Here is a 14,732-nt window from a genome sequence, read left to right as displayed (position 1 = left end):
TTATCTTCGTCAATCACAGGATTTATTTATTGATTTTACCTATAAAAATAATACTTTTTATATATTAGACCAATAAGAACTTTGGATATATGATGTATTCAATAAATAAAAATTAAAAAGAAAGGTTTACGAAAGCCGACGAGAGCAGGGCTTTGAAATTCTCGCATTTCCTTGCAACCAATTCAACGAGAAAGAGCCGGGCAGTAATCCGGAAGTACAGGAATATTGCGAGATTAATCATGGAGTAACGTTCCCGATATTTGAGAAAACAGATGTAAGAGGCCTATCTTCACATCCATTATTTCAATATCTAACGCAGCATGCACCGTTTCAAGGTTTCGATCAGACCAAAGACGGTCAATGGATGGACAATTTTTTACGGGAAAAGTATCCGGAAATATACACAGGAGACGGAATCAAATGGAATTTCTCAAAGTTTCTAATCGATCGTGATGGGAATGTAAGAGGGAGATTTGAATCAACGAAGGTACCCTTCGATATAGATTCTGCTATTGAATCACTACTGTAAAGTTAGCTCATCAAAATTCGATTGACCGAAGGAAGTCATTGTCATGAGTAGTTATGTATCTTTGTTTGGGACGGTAAGTGTACCGATTCTGCTTGCATGCTTTCTTGGTTTTCTGTATCAGAAGTACAAGTCACCTGATTCGAAGGTGCTAGCGGATTTGAGTTTGTTTGTTCTCTCGCCATGCCTCATTGTGAGTGCTGTATCAGGCAGCGACCTGAATAGCTCATCTTTTGTCCATATTGCCTTATTTACCGTGATACAGACGATTCTTTGTTGGGTGGCTTCTCTTGGTGTAGGAAAATTGTTTCGTTTCAATACTTCTTCATTACGGGCAATGGAACTAACGACGATATTTGCCAACTCGAATAATTATGGGCTACCTTTACTGCTTCTTGCATTCGGAAATGCTGGCTTCGCCATAGGTGTCACGAATGTGGTGCTTCATATCGTACTTGTGAATACACTTGGTATGTATATAGCCTCGCGAAGTTCCTTCAGTCCACGGCAAGCTGCTGCCAAAATGGTACGGACCCCTCTGATTTATGCGGCTGCAGTAGGTCTGGTACTGTATTTTTTCCAAATCCCGTTACCGAAAAGCTTACATACAGGCTTGGAACTTATTGGCGGAGCTTATGCTGCTATCGTGCTTCTTATGCTAGGTATGCAACTCAAGAAAACAAACTGGCATGCGAGCATGCGCCGCGAACTGTGGATTTCGATCGCAATGCGAATTGTAGGCGTGCCTCTTCTGTCCCTATTGGCCATTCATCTGATTGGACTTCACGGCCTAGAAGCATCGGTATTGTTCGTACAGTCTTCTATGCCTTCGGCTATTAATTCTGTGGTACTCATGGAGAAATACGGGGGAGACAAGGAACTAGTTTCGGTCAACGTGGCGATGACGACAGCTGCAAGCTTTCTGTATCTTCCAATTCTTATTTATTGGTCAGGTGGGTTTTGAGTGATAGCAATTGATGTGCTAATATATGAATGTCTGGTCTCTGAGGTACTGAGTAGCGTGATTTTGAACGTGAACAGGCCGCCGCATATCATTAAGAAGGAGTGTGGAACGTATTTTTCATGTAAAAGATATTTTATCCGATCAGTTATTAGCAAATGCTAATGACCCTAGTTGGTACCAACCATTTTCTAAGGCAGTTGAAAATTTGTCAGAGGAAGTAGCGTTTTGGAAACCTAGTAAAGATAGTAATAGTATTGCTGAAATTGTGCAGCATTTACTTTATTGGAATGAAACTTGGCAAACTAGGTACCAACAATCTCATGTCAATGCTGTGCCTTCCATAGGAGACAATAATAAAAGTTTTATAATTCCCAAAGATCAACAATTCACTGACTTAAAAGAACGATTATTAGCGGTACTTTTACATTGGCAAGATCTACTTACTGAAGAAAAAGTCGAAAGTGATGTAAATGGTTTCCCAGAGGCTGTCAAGTGGTGGGAGATACTCGGGAATGTATCAACTCATAATGCCTATCACATTGGTCAAATATGTTATATTCGGAAGCTACAAAAAAGCTGGAAAGTAGATACAAACTAAAAAATTACCAAGAGTAAATAGTGAAGGAGCTTGCAAAGTGGCAACTCCTCTTTTTGTTCGTTCAAGTAATAGGCAAAAGAACGGAGCTGTAACATTAGAGTGGATTATTAAAGACTACATTGAACATTTGGAGCACCATTACGGACTTGAATGTATTTGAAAAGATATTTAAAAAAGGAGCAACTATCATGTTTATTTCATTCAATTTAGTGATCCGATTCATAATGGAACTGCTCCTTCTCACTTCTTTGGGCGTCTGGGGTTATCATCTTGGTGGCGGTACTTTTGCGAAAATCATCCTCACCTGCGGGCTACCACTAGCAGCTGCAATCATATGGGGGCTATTTATTTCCCCAAAAGCCAAGTTCTCTCTACCAATAGCTATAATAGTCTTCATCGAGTTTCTGTTGGTTGGAACAGCAGCCTACGGATTAATTAGGTCAGGCTATCTTCTCACCGCCATCATCTTTGCAGTAGTTCACATTGGAAATCGGCTTCTGCTGATCTTCATCGGTGGGAAAAATGAGGATCTGCTGAAGCCTTTTACCCGAAAATGAAAGTAGTATGCTGGATTGAAAAGGAACGTATTTCACTTCTAAAGTGGACAGATGGCAGAGTTGTGGACACTTTTAATAAATGAATATGGGCAAAGTAATCAAGAAGGATTTACCAATTTTACAATGAATACTTTAAGGAAGAGATGAAATGGAAGGAAGGGGACGGATTAAGACTTAAATTACTAGAGCTAGCTGAATCCGTATATGAACAGTTATTCCATAGTTGATTTGGTTAACGCAAGGCTGCCGACGATCATAGTTCGGCAGCCTTCTCAACGAGCAGGGTAGTTAAAGATTAGGAGAATGGTTAACTGAAGCATTTATTGAAGAAATGGAGGAGCAATGTTGAACACAATACAAAACATAATAAAAGTGTTTAATCTTCATGTATTAAGTATAGATAATGTTCCTGAGTCATTTAGTTCGCAAGTCTATAAGCTTAATCTTATGAATGGCGGATCCGTGTATGCAAAGATACCCTATAACAAGGATAAATTGTTTAGAGAATATCGTATGCTTGAAAAATTGAAAGACGTATTACCGGTTCCAAGAGTTTTAGACTTCTGGAGTGGGGATGACGCCATTACGGGTGCCTTACTACTATCCGAGATCCCAGGAATTCCATGCACTAGTGTCATTAACGAAAAAATTGCATTTGAAATTGGCGTACATCATGCAAAGCTTCATGAAGTCAAAATGCCAGAATATGGCGTAGAAGTTAAAGACGGCTTTCAACCACTTGATCAGAACAATTGGAGACAGTACACAAAAAATAACTTTGAAAAGTTGAAAGAACCCTGTAGAGAAATCCTTGATAAAAGGCTATTTGAAAAAGCTGTTAATCATTTCGAGAGGGCATTCTCAGTTCTTCCACAACCTGATGGCCCCTGTATTGTCCATATGGACTTTCGACCAGGCAATATACTAATAAATGAAAACAAGGTCGTAGGTGTAATTGACTTCGAAAGTGCTAGGGGAGGATCTTCTGAAATAGATTTCACTAAAATTAACCGATATGTTTGGGAAGTGAATCCTCGAAGCAGAGTACACTATACAGAGGGGTATTCAACAATTCGTCCCCTGATAGATCTGGATACAATATTACCCTTCTATGATTTATACGATGCTTTTAGTGCTGTTGTTTGGTGTAAAAATAGAGGAATTGAAAAGCATACTACTTTTCTCAAGGAAAGTATATCTGTCTTACAGAAATCGGTAAGCTATTAACGCGAAACAATCATTCAATCACGACATGAAGTCTGGGTTTGCTTGAAACCACTTGCTGAAAGGAGTCTCAAATTGTGAGCGACACTATCTCAGGAGTTCAGTTAAGCCAACGGTTCTATGAAGATTATATCGTGCCTCGTCTTTCGACTGCTATGCCCACATTATCGTATGCATCAGCGCTTATCGGACCAGGTAGTGAGGTTCTAGGTCTTGATACACCGATGTCGCGCGACCACGACTGGGGGCCGCGTGTGCAGATATTCGTCCGTGAAGATGACGTTTCTCAGCGTGAAGCCATTGAAGCAGCTCTCTATATGGAAGCACCTGCAACGTTTAATGGTTTTTCGCTTAAAGTCGATCAAACGCTTGTTACCACAGTTCCTACTTATTACGGCAGACGATTAGGACTCTCAACCGACAGATTACTCGAGGGATTGGAACTGCTCGATTGGTTGACTATCCCTTCTCAGACATTGGCAGAGCTTACAGGTGGTACCGTCTTCCGGGATGATATCGGTGAGCTGACAGTCATTCGCGATTACTTAAGTTTTTATCCGCAGGATGTATGGCTTTTTCTGATGGCAGCAATTTGGAACCGTATCGGACAGGAAGAGCATCTGATGCCGAGAGCAGGCTTTGTGGGAGATGAACTGGGGGCAGGTCTTATTGCATCTCGACTCATTAGGGACGTAATGAGTCTTTGTTTCCTAATAGAACGGCGCTATGCACCTTATCCCAAATGGTTCGGCACCGCCTTCCAGCAACTTACTTGTGCGAATGAGTTATTTCCTTCTCTGAAAGCTGCACAAAACGCAAAAGAGTGGCAAGAGCGAGAGCAAGCACTATCGACGACCTATCAAATCGTCGCACAGATGCATAACGAACTGCAATTGACCGAACCAATTGAAGGGAAGGTAAAGCTCTTCTTCGATCGACCGTTTTCGGTAATCGGCGGAAATTGTTTTGCAGAGGCATTGGTTTCTAAGATACAGGATTCATCGCTACGCAAGCTTGCTGCCTTTAGGTTCGGCGGCATCGACCAAATCAGTGACAACACTGATTTTCGCGCTGTCCAGGAACGATTCCAGATACCAATTGGCGAGAAAAACCCGCTTCGCGCTTTATTGGACCGCTTGTTGTAGAATTCGCTAACAGTAACAAAGTAGGAAAGTTTCTAGTAGCAGTTCGAATGAATCATGATAAAATTAGAATAACTTAAAGGAGGCGCTTTCTTATGACATTGGATGCTGAATCAACCATTCAGGAAGTCAGAATCATCGAAATAGCCGATCATAACTTGCAAAATGAGCAAAAGTACGTGGAAATTGTTTGCTATGGAGGGTTAACGGGGCATGCCGGACCTTTGGACGGGCAGTATCAGTTTCTTGCCGTCAAAAACCGACTTCATGTATTTAACAAATTTCTTGCGAAACGTGATGTTTTTGATCCCGAAATCGAGTTTGCTTCCCTGTGGGGTGCTGTCTACCCCGAACATCCGCTGTCATCGTATGAGCATGGAAAAGATCCGTTAAACGGTGACAATATTTGGCGTTCTCACCGTACGTCCAGACATTCCGCAACAGGTGAAATCATTACGGCTTTCAGCGCAATTGATATTGCCATCTGGGATTTGCGGGGCAAGGCGAGCGCCAAGCCTGTAAATCAGCTACTGCATGGCGGACGCACCGAACTTGAGGCGTACGTCAGCTGCATGGGCAGCAAGACACCGCAAGAGGCGGTGGAAAAGGCAACTTATTGGTATGACAAAGGCTTCAAGCGGCATAAATGCTTTCTTCCCCACAGACCAGTAGAAGCTGCAGGAGTCAGGAACAATCTTCATATCATGGAAGCGCTTCACCAAACGTTACCGCAGGACGCGCAGGTGATGTATGACCTGAGCCGATTAAGCGACCAGCTGGACGATCCATCCACCAGGAGCCAAAGGCTGTCTTGGGTTAACGAGCAGGTGAAGGAACTGCTGTCTTATCGCCCGATTTGGATCGAAGAGCCTGTGTCCCCAGATGACATTGAAGGGTACGCGATGATCAAACAAGCCAATCCAGAGGCGGTGCTGGCCGGCGGGGAGCATCTTTATACCCGGTGGAGCTTGAAGCCGTATCTCGATAAAGGACTGCTGGATTATGTCCAATGCGATCCGGAATGGTGCGGCGGCATCTCCGAATCGATCGCTATCTGCAAGATGATTGAAACATCTTACCCTAATGTACGCGTAGTTCCGCACGGTCATATGATTATGGCAGCATCGCAAATTATAGCAGCCCAGTCCGAGGCCTTATCTCCGTTTACCGAATATTTATATCAGGTCATTCCCGAACGAAACCGTTATTTTACCTATGCACCGGAACCAGTAAACGGGATCCTGACTGTGCCGCAAGACCCAGGGGTGGGGCCAGCGCTTGACGCTTCAAAATATAAGATCATTCGAATCCATAAGGATGAAGAATAAGAGCAGCGGTCGGATTCAGACTTATGAAGTTGTACGTACCTTATTTTCTCAGGTGGAAGGGAGATTATGACCATGAACCTTAAACCAGTTAGTATTCTGGCTGCAAGTGTTCTGACAATGTTCCTTTTCGAAACTGCCTGTTCCTCGGATGACCAGCTGGCTGACAAGCATGAAACGACAGCTTCTCGGGATAAGGTTAAAATTGATATTTGGCATTGGACAGCAGAGCCAGGAATGAAACCGGCGTTTGAAGCGTTTAATAAGTCGCATTCCAATATTGAAGCCATCTTCCATCAGTTTCCCAGCACCTCTAACATTCCATCCAAAATTAACTCTATTCTTATTTCCGGCGAATCCATTGATGTAACCGCCCAGTTTAGTCCGGATGACCTTAGGGAGAGGGTGAAAAATAACTTGTATTTGCCCCTCGACGATTTTCTGGAAGAAAACCATATCGATTATGAACAAACCTTCGGCAAGGCTATAAACGATTTAACCAAAATCAATGGGCATTATTACAGTGTTCCTTACGGGGTCAATAAATTTGCTGTGTTTTATAATAAACAATTGTTCGATGAAGCAAATGTCCCTTATCCTAAAGCGGATTGGACGTGGCAAGATTTTATGAAAACCGCCAAGCTGTTAACGAAAGGGGAAGGTCCGGACAAAATATACGGCTCCGTCATCTATCCACTCGACACGACAATCGGCTGGAGCACGTTAGCCATTCAAACACTTGGGTTAAACGGTATGTATAAGAACGATCGTGAAACGAATTTTGATCATCCTAGCTACAAGCAAAGCCTCCAGTTATTTATCGATATGCAAAATAAAGATCAATCCATTATGCCACTCACCGAATTTCCGGCGCAAAAGCTGGACATAGGGACGAATCGGACCCGTTTATTTTTCAAAGGGAAATTCGCGATGTTTATTGAACCGATTTATAATATTTGGAGAAGCCGTCTTCCTGAATATAAACATGATTTCCAAATGGGGGTCGTACAGATGCCAAGAATTGACGCGAATACTCCTACGGTTTCCCCGATTACCTTCAGTGATATGAGTATCCCAAGAAGCAGCAAGCATCCGAAAGAAGCGTTTGAGTTCATTCAATTTTATTGTTTGGTCCGTCCTGATGAAACGGTAGCTCCGAAAGGAATGATGCCTGCGGCTGGACTCTCAGACCCCAAAGTCATCCAATTAGTCGATCAATTGATTTACAGTGCGCCCGGGGTTAATGAGCGAGAAGCCAAGCAAGTGTTCGAAGATCCGAATACGCGGTATGTGACTCCGGAGACAACCATTACGGTTGCCAAGAAGGAAATATTGCAGGTGGTCAGTGAAGATGTCACCAAGGCATTTCTCGGAGAGTGGAGTGTAGATGAGGCATTGAAGGATATGAAACAGAGATCCGACGCAAGGATTGCTTCCAAAAATCAGCCGCAAAATTAGCATTTTATGAATGCGCTATCAGACCCTATTTCGCAGAAATTCGGTGATTCGAATGAATTTTAAAGATTGGTTAGGGATAAAAAGCAGCATCCATCGCAAAATTTTCATCTCATTTATGTTAGTTATGTTATTGCCGACAACTTTAATTAGTGTAAGCACCTATTATTTCTCCATTGACTTGCTGAAGCGCAAAGTCAGCGAGTCTTTTCTGGATAATCTTGCTTACAACAAGAACATCATCGGTATGGAGTTTAAGCAATTCGAACAAATCGCTGATTATATTCTCTATAATTCGGATATTCAGAAGGTGCTTTCTCCCAGTTTCAAATCGCCCTCCATACAAGGCTATTATGATCTGCAAGGCGCGCAGCAATCGCTCAATAATTTTACTATGCAGGCATTTGCCGTTTCCAATGTGGCTTCCATCCAGATTTTTGGGGACAACGGTGTCATTCTTTTTACCGGCGCTTCAAGCGATATTTATCCGGATGACGAGAAGTTCAAGGAAAAGTTCTGGTACCGGCAAGCGGTTCAGACGGATCAGCCTCAGTTTAGGTTCGGTACATCGAATGAAGACTCCGACGGGGCGGTTGGATCAGGGAACGGGTACAATCCATCAATGATCAAGACCTTTAGGAATAGCGCCACATTAGAGAAGCTTGGAGTCATCTACATTAAAATCAGAAGTGATTTGTTCGATAGCTTGTTTGAAGACAGCACTATGAAGAAAGTCGGGAAATTAGTGATCCTTGATGATAACGGTCAAATTGTGTACCATCCCGACAAAAGTATGTTGCTGAAGGCGTTTCCAGGCCTGGATAAATTAAGAGAGCAGCAGGGAGACCACGGTTCATTTATTACCCAGGACGAGCAGTTAATGGTATATTACCACATTGAACGCTACGGCTGGTGGTTAACGGACAGCATTCCTCTCAGCGAGCTTCTGAAAGACAATAAAATTATTTTTAATATTACGATTGTAGTTGTTTTGTTTTGTTTTATATTATCAGGGATTATTTGGTATTTTGTTGCATCCGGCATCGTCCACCCGATCAAGAAGCTAGCATTTGTCATGCGAAGCGTGAAAGAAGACGGATTGGCAGTTAAATCCGAGTATACGGGCAAGGATGAAATTGGCCTGTTAAGCTCGAGTTTTAATTATATGATCGAGAAAATTCAAGAACTGATCTCGAGGATGGTCGAGGAGCAATCAAAGAAAAAGGATATGGAGTACCAGTCGCTGCAAGCCCAAATTAATCCCCATTTTTTATATAACACACTTAATTCCATCCGGTGGATGGCTATGATTCAAAAGGCGGATAACATTAAAGAGATGGTGGAGGCACTCGGTCGGTTGCTCGCGAATAGCACCAGCAAAAGCGAAGCCATGATTACAATGGAAGAGGAACTGGCTATCGTCAAGGATTACATCAAAATCCAAGAGATGAAATATTCGGACAAGTTTCACGTCGATTTTGACATCGATCCGAAATTACTTAAGGCCAAATGCGTGAAGTTTATTTTACAGCCGTTTATAGAGAATGCTATTTTCCACGGGATAGAGCCTAAAAGCGGTACCGGCTGCATTCGTATCCAGTTGAAGCTGATTGGCTATGTGGCGGAAATTAATGTGTTTGACGACGGAGTAGGTATGGATGTAGAGCAGATCATGTGTGAGGGACAAGACAAGGGTAACGGCAGACGCTTCAATGGCATTGGAATTAAGAATGTTGACGAACGCCTGCGGTTGACTTATGGGGATGCATACGGCGTCACCATACAAAGCGTAAAAGGACAATTTACGTCCGTAACGATCCGATTTCCTGTGGATGCAGATTGCGAGGCAGGAGGACCTAAATGATCAGTGTGATGATTGCAGATGACGAAACGTTAGCAAGGGTAGGACTTAAAACGATGATTCCTTGGGAGAAATACGGGTTTAATTTAGTGGCGGAGGCGGAGAATGGCAAGGTAGCATTGGATTTAGCCCTGCAATTAAAGCCGGATATTATCATTACCGATATCAAGATGCCGTTATTAAACGGAGTGGAGCTTATTTCCGCTTTACGTGAGCAGTTAAAGGAAACGAAATTCATCGTACTGAGTTCCTACGGCGACTTCGATTATGTGAAAGAAGCGATGCTGATTGGTGCTGAAGACTACGTTTTAAAGCTGGAAATGGAGCCTGAGCCGTTCGCCAAGCTGCTTAACAAAGTCAAAGGGAAGATTGAAGCTGAACGAAGCAAGCATAAGGAAGAGCGCGCTGACGAATGGTATAAAAGGCGGAATTTACCTGCGTTGCGGGAAAAATTGTTCCAGAACCTCCTGTTCAGCTACTATATCAATGAAGATGAGGTTCAAGTGCAATTCGATTATCTGGATATCAAGCTTTATGCCGAAAATCTGGTATGCTTGTTAGTTCGAGTGGAAAACAGGGAGTTATATGAAAAATACGATGTGGACGACAGGTATGTATTAACCTATGGCGTCACGAATATGATTGAAGAAATTTTGCAAAATTATCCTCCCGCTTACGTCACTTCGACCAATTCCATGGAGTTTACCATTATTCATTCTATCAAGGCCGGTTCAGAGACTGAAACGAACTATGCTGCCGAGAAATTAGCTATTCATCTGGAAAGCGCTTTAAAAACATTTTTTAACTTTAAATCCCGAATCGGGATCAGTGAGGCATGCAGCAGCCTTCTAAAGCTGAAATCCGCCTATCGCCAGGCAAGCACAGCACTTGACCAAGGTTTTTCGGAGCTGAAGCGTAGCATTCATCATTATCAGAGGCAGCTAGATGCTGGCCACACGGTTAGCTTTGAAGAAGAGTTTAAACAAATCGAGAAGGCATTTCACGTACTTGACGGGGAGATGCTTACGAAAGCATTCGATCAATTCATCCAGAAAATCGATGACAGCCGCTTTAATAAATCGGAGGAGTCGCTTCGTGGCAGTTGTTGGTCACTGACTTTTATGGTGACGGTTTGGGAGAAGGAATTCACGGGCGAAGATTTGGATAGAAACGTGCCCTTGTCAAGCTTAGAGCAGTTTCGTACACTGGACGATTTTCGCAACTGGATTCTGGAACTGAAAGACAAGGTTATTTCGCTGCTGCACCATATAGACGACGGGAAAAATATTGTCGTGCGCGCCAAAAAATATATGTTGAAGCATTACGATAAGGATATCTCCTTAAAGACGGTTTCCCAACATCATAACATATCCCCTAATTATTTGAGTTCTCTGTTCAAAAGAACCACGAATGAAAACTTTATTGATTTCCTCATTCATGTTCGGATCGAGGAAGCTCAGCATTTGCTTAAAAACAGTAGTTGCAAGATATATGAAGTCGGCATGAAGGTCGGCTATCCGGATGCCTATTATTTCAGTAAAATTTTCAAAAAAGTGACTGGATTAACGCCTCAAGAATACAGGAATTTTCAGAAGTGAGACAGTCCGCATGCGGGCTGTTTTTTTTTACTGAGAAAAGAACAGACAAAGGTGAGATCATTATATTCATGCGTAAAATAAAACAACAGATCGTGAATAAAGACAATGCCCGGATTTTACGTAGTTAGATCCGTTGGAGTTTGCTTTTGCTAGATGGTTTATTTTGTAATATAAAACAAGGGTTGCCTTAAGAAATCACATTTCAACTTGCTGTTCGACTTTTTATAATGAAGACATAAACACATAACAACATAACAACATAACAATGAGAATAAGGGAGTGAACACGTTGAAAAATTCTGCTTTTAGAAAAGTTAAACGTTTTTTAATACCACTGACACTTACCGTAAGCACGATTGTAGCAGCGGGATGCCAAAGTCAAAATGCGGGGACGGCTGCCAAACCATCCGATGCAGCGCCGGGGCAAACTGTACTGAATGTTTACAGTTGGACGGTTGAGGAGAGCATGAAGCCATTTTTCGAAGCATTTGAGAAGAAATATCCGAATATCAAAGTGAAGTATACGAAAATGGCGGATTCCAATCCTGCCACTGCGAATTCTCTGCTGACCTCGGGTGAATCGATTGACGTCATCCCGCAAGCCTCGGTTGACGATATGCGGGTCAGGGCTGCAAGTGGGATGTACGAGTCGTTGGATGATTATCTAACAAAAGACAAAATGGACTACAAGCAAATTTTCGGGGATTCCATTAATGAGTTGGAAACGGTGAATGGAAAACATTATGCGCTTCCATACAGTATGGCTACCTACGGTCTTTACTATAATAAAGCCATGTTTGATAAAGCCGGGGTCCCATATCCAACCGACGACTGGACATGGGACGATCTCAGGGCGGCAGCGCTGAAATTGACTTCAGGCAGCGGAGCTAACAAAATATATGGCTTCTTACCGGACTACACCGGCCAGTGGGCTTTCCCCGCTATTCAACAGCTCGGTCTTAACTATGTCTATAAAAATAATGGGCAGGAATCGAATTGGGACAATCCCGCTTTCTTGAACGCATTGCAATATTATTACGATATGGAAACGAAGGATAAGTCGGCGTGGCCGATTTCAGAATACAAGGCGCTCAAGATCGATACCAATCCGCACGCTATTTTTATGCAGGGTAAAGCTGCGATGTATATTCAGCCGTCATTTATTGTCAAGTACAGCTCGCAGGAGTCCTATGGCTTTACCAATTTTGAGTACGGCGTTGTCAATCTGCCTAAAGTGAAAAAAGAAGAAAGCTTGAGCAATGTATACTATTTAAGCGATTTCAGTATTCCTGCGAGTGCACCCAATAAAGAGGCGGCCTGGACGTTCCTGAAGTTTTACTGCTTGGAGGCACCGGAAATTTTCGCTCAATCCAAAGCGATGACGCCTGCCAATCTTTCATCCATGGATGCTGCAGTAAATGAAAAGGTGGGCAAAATCATCTTTGATTACCCGCATTTTGATCAGCCTTCAGGCATGAAAACATTTATTAATAATAAGCTGACGCTAACCCCATACTTGACTACAATTAACACGGCAAAAGCTGAAATGATGGATATGGTAAAATCGGAAATTACTTCGTGCTTAATGGGAAATCAAACCCCGGCGGAGACCTTAGCCAAATTGAAAAAACAGTCCGATGAGTTAATAAAAAAAGCAGGGAAATAGGAGATGTGTGGAGGAATGCTAGATGGAACTGGCAAAGAAGAACTCATTAACAGCACCTAAACCCAGAAAGAAGATTCGTAAGGATATCTTGCATGAAAATATAGCAGGATGGCTGTTTCTTTCACTTAATTTAATTGGTTATATTATTTTCAAATTAATTCCGATCATTCTTTCGTTGATATTCAGCTTTTGCGAGTGGAACTTGGTTTCCGGCTTAAAAGGAATCAAATTTATCGGGCTGAAAAATTATATTGATTTGTGGACGGACAACACATTCATTAAGTCCTTGGTGAATACCATCGTTTACGCAGCTGCTACGGTTCCCTTCTCTGTATTCCTTGCCTTGATCCTTGCAGTGGTACTAAACGATAAAATCTTCTTTAAGAACTTAGTCCGATTAGGATTTTATTTACCTAATATCGCTTCCATGGTTGCGATATCCGTGGTGTGGAGTATTTTGTACATGCCCACCTTCGGTCCAATTAATATGTTTCTGACATCGATTGGGATCGAAAACCCACCTGGCTGGCTGTCTTCGTCCCAGTGGGCGCTAATCTCGATTATCATCATGAGCGTTTGGCAGGCCGTTGGGTACAACGCCGTTATTTTACTGGCAGGGCTGCAAGGTATCCCCGGATCCTTGTACGAATCGGCTGAAATCGACGGAGCCGGACCGCTGCGCAAATTTTTTCGGATTACGATTCCAATGTTATCTCCAACCTTATTCTTCGTAACGGTGATCTCCATTATAGGATCGTTTCAGGTGTTCACCCAGGTGAACGTCATGACGCAGGGAGGTCCGGGTACCTCTACGTCGGTGCTGGTCTACTATATTTATAAAGCTGCCTTTACGTACAACAAGATTGGATATGCCAACGCGATCGGATGGGTGCTGTTCATCTTGGTGTTCATCTTTACGGCGCTGCAGTGGAAATTTTCCAATAAAGACTCGCATGTAAACTAGAGGGAGAGGAGGAGCGAGATGAATGCGAGGTCTTTTAAATTAGCAAAAAAAACGGTTTTAACAGTAATAATGCTCATACTTTCGCTCATATCCGTCATGCCTTTTTTCTGGATGCTGTCCGCATCCTTCAAGCCAACTGCGGAAGTATTTGAATTTCCGGTCCGATGGATACCCAAAACGTTTATTTTGGATAACTATGTAACCGTATGGTTCGCTCGTTTCCAAACGTATTTCTTGAACTCGGTCAAGGTTTCCGTGGTCAGTGTCGCCGGAGAGGTGATTACAAGCGCACTTGCAGGGTATGCTTTTGCGAAGATCAAGTTTAAAGGAAGAGAACCTGCCTTCGTCATGTATATCGCCACCCTGATGTTTCCGCACCAAATGCTTTTGGTACCAAGATTCGTTTTATATCGTTTAATGGGTTTGTACAACAGCCTGTGGGCGTTGATGCTTCCCGGTATTTTCAGTGCTTTCGGTACATTTCTATTTCGGCAGTTTTTCACCACGATCCCGGATGAATTGATTGAAGCCGCTAAATTGGACGGCTGCAACCACTTTAAAACGTTTACGAGAATCATACTCCCGCTTTCCATGCCGGTTGTTTCTACGCTAGTTATTTTTTCGTTTGTCGGTTCGTGGAACAATTACGAAAATGCGCTGGTCTTCTTAAGCAACAAAGATAAATTCACCATACCACTTGGACTGCTGCAGTTTCAAACCGAGGAGCAAACGAATTATGGCGCCATCATGGCGGCATCCGTCTTGTCGCTACTGCCAATCTTTGTGATCTTTTTGAGCCTGCAAAAATATTTTATTGAAGGCATTGCGACTGCTGGTCTGAAGGGATAAAAAC

At 42.8% G+C, this 14,732-nt stretch carries 12 protein-coding genes and 1 pseudogene; all 13 read left to right on the top strand.

Features of this window, described 5'->3' with window-relative positions:
- Positions 1 to 118: 118 nt before the first annotated feature.
- Positions 119 to 529: pseudogene (locus AC58VC_RS06840) on the top strand (glutathione peroxidase); the annotation flags it as partial.
- A gap of 43 nt (positions 530 to 572) precedes the next feature.
- On the top strand, positions 573 to 1,490 hold the full coding sequence (locus tag AC58VC_RS06835) for an AEC family transporter (protein ID WP_497368091.1): 918 nt from the start codon (positions 573 to 575) through the stop codon (positions 1,488 to 1,490).
- 112 nt (positions 1,491 to 1,602) lie between these two features.
- Positions 1,603 to 2,088 (top strand): DinB family protein, encoded by a 486-nt coding sequence (locus AC58VC_RS06830; RefSeq protein ID WP_497368984.1) that lies wholly within the window; start codon positions 1,603 to 1,605, stop codon positions 2,086 to 2,088.
- 188 nt (positions 2,089 to 2,276) lie between these two features.
- Positions 2,277 to 2,645 carry a YrdB family protein gene (locus AC58VC_RS06825; RefSeq protein WP_497368090.1) on the top strand — a complete coding sequence of 123 codons (369 nt, stop codon included), beginning with the start codon at positions 2,277 to 2,279 and terminating at the stop codon, positions 2,643 to 2,645.
- A gap of 342 nt (positions 2,646 to 2,987) precedes the next feature.
- A complete protein-coding gene (locus tag AC58VC_RS06820) occupies positions 2,988 to 3,872 on the top strand; it encodes a phosphotransferase family protein (protein ID WP_497368089.1) in 885 nt (294 codons plus the stop codon).
- 74 nt (positions 3,873 to 3,946) lie between these two features.
- A complete protein-coding gene (locus tag AC58VC_RS06815) occupies positions 3,947 to 5,014 on the top strand; it encodes a DUF4037 domain-containing protein (protein WP_497368088.1) in 1,068 nt (355 codons plus the stop codon).
- Between the two features lie 92 nt (positions 5,015 to 5,106).
- Positions 5,107 to 6,339 carry a mandelate racemase/muconate lactonizing enzyme family protein gene (locus AC58VC_RS06810; protein WP_497368087.1) on the top strand — a complete coding sequence of 411 codons (1,233 nt, stop codon included), beginning with the start codon at positions 5,107 to 5,109 and terminating at the stop codon, positions 6,337 to 6,339.
- Between the two features lie 72 nt (positions 6,340 to 6,411).
- Positions 6,412 to 7,794: an ABC transporter substrate-binding protein gene (locus AC58VC_RS06805; RefSeq protein WP_497368086.1), complete on the top strand. Its 1,383-nt coding sequence runs from the start codon at positions 6,412 to 6,414 to the stop codon at positions 7,792 to 7,794.
- Between the two features lie 115 nt (positions 7,795 to 7,909).
- Positions 7,910 to 9,655: a sensor histidine kinase gene (locus AC58VC_RS06800; protein WP_497368085.1), complete on the top strand. Its 1,746-nt coding sequence runs from the start codon at positions 7,910 to 7,912 to the stop codon at positions 9,653 to 9,655.
- Positions 9,652 to 11,250, top strand: coding sequence for a response regulator (locus tag AC58VC_RS06795; protein ID WP_497368084.1), 1,599 nt, complete (start codon positions 9,652 to 9,654; stop codon positions 11,248 to 11,250). Before AC58VC_RS06800 ends, AC58VC_RS06795 begins: the two co-directional genes overlap by 4 nt.
- Positions 11,251 to 11,538: 288 nt before the next feature.
- The gene (locus AC58VC_RS06790) at positions 11,539 to 12,915 is read left to right on the top strand and encodes an ABC transporter substrate-binding protein (RefSeq protein WP_497368083.1); all 1,377 of its coding nucleotides are present in this window, start codon (positions 11,539 to 11,541) and stop codon (positions 12,913 to 12,915) included.
- 22 nt (positions 12,916 to 12,937) lie between these two features.
- Positions 12,938 to 13,879 carry a carbohydrate ABC transporter permease gene (locus AC58VC_RS06785; protein WP_497368082.1) on the top strand — a complete coding sequence of 314 codons (942 nt, stop codon included), beginning with the start codon at positions 12,938 to 12,940 and terminating at the stop codon, positions 13,877 to 13,879.
- A gap of 18 nt (positions 13,880 to 13,897) precedes the next feature.
- Positions 13,898 to 14,728: a carbohydrate ABC transporter permease gene (locus AC58VC_RS06780; RefSeq protein ID WP_497368081.1), complete on the top strand. Its 831-nt coding sequence runs from the start codon at positions 13,898 to 13,900 to the stop codon at positions 14,726 to 14,728.
- Positions 14,729 to 14,732 lie beyond the last annotated feature (4 nt).

The organism is Paenibacillus sp. J22R67 (assembly GCF_059692175.1).
Note: the sequence above shows the minus strand (reverse complement) of the source record. Positions and strands in the feature narration are given on the sequence as shown.

What these genes read in the sequence shown, in the direction of transcription:
- AC58VC_RS06835 (WP_497368091.1), top strand. Translation starts at nt 573, where the DNA reads ATGAGTAGTTATGTATCTTTGTTTGGGACGGTAAGTGTACCGATTCTG.
- AC58VC_RS06825 (WP_497368090.1), top strand. Translation starts at nt 2,277, where the DNA reads ATGTTTATTTCATTCAATTTAGTGATCCGATTCATAATGGAACTGCTC.
- AC58VC_RS06820 (WP_497368089.1), top strand. Translation starts at nt 2,988, where the DNA reads ATGTTGAACACAATACAAAACATAATAAAAGTGTTTAATCTTCATGTA.
- AC58VC_RS06810 (WP_497368087.1), top strand. Translation starts at nt 5,107, where the DNA reads ATGACATTGGATGCTGAATCAACCATTCAGGAAGTCAGAATCATCGAA.
- AC58VC_RS06805 (WP_497368086.1), top strand. Translation starts at nt 6,412, where the DNA reads ATGAACCTTAAACCAGTTAGTATTCTGGCTGCAAGTGTTCTGACAATG.
- AC58VC_RS06800 (WP_497368085.1), top strand. Translation starts at nt 7,910, where the DNA reads ATGTTAGTTATGTTATTGCCGACAACTTTAATTAGTGTAAGCACCTAT.
- AC58VC_RS06795 (WP_497368084.1), top strand. Translation starts at nt 9,652, where the DNA reads ATGATCAGTGTGATGATTGCAGATGACGAAACGTTAGCAAGGGTAGGA.
- AC58VC_RS06785 (WP_497368082.1), top strand. Translation starts at nt 12,938, where the DNA reads ATGGAACTGGCAAAGAAGAACTCATTAACAGCACCTAAACCCAGAAAG.
- AC58VC_RS06780 (WP_497368081.1), top strand. Translation starts at nt 13,898, where the DNA reads ATGAATGCGAGGTCTTTTAAATTAGCAAAAAAAACGGTTTTAACAGTA.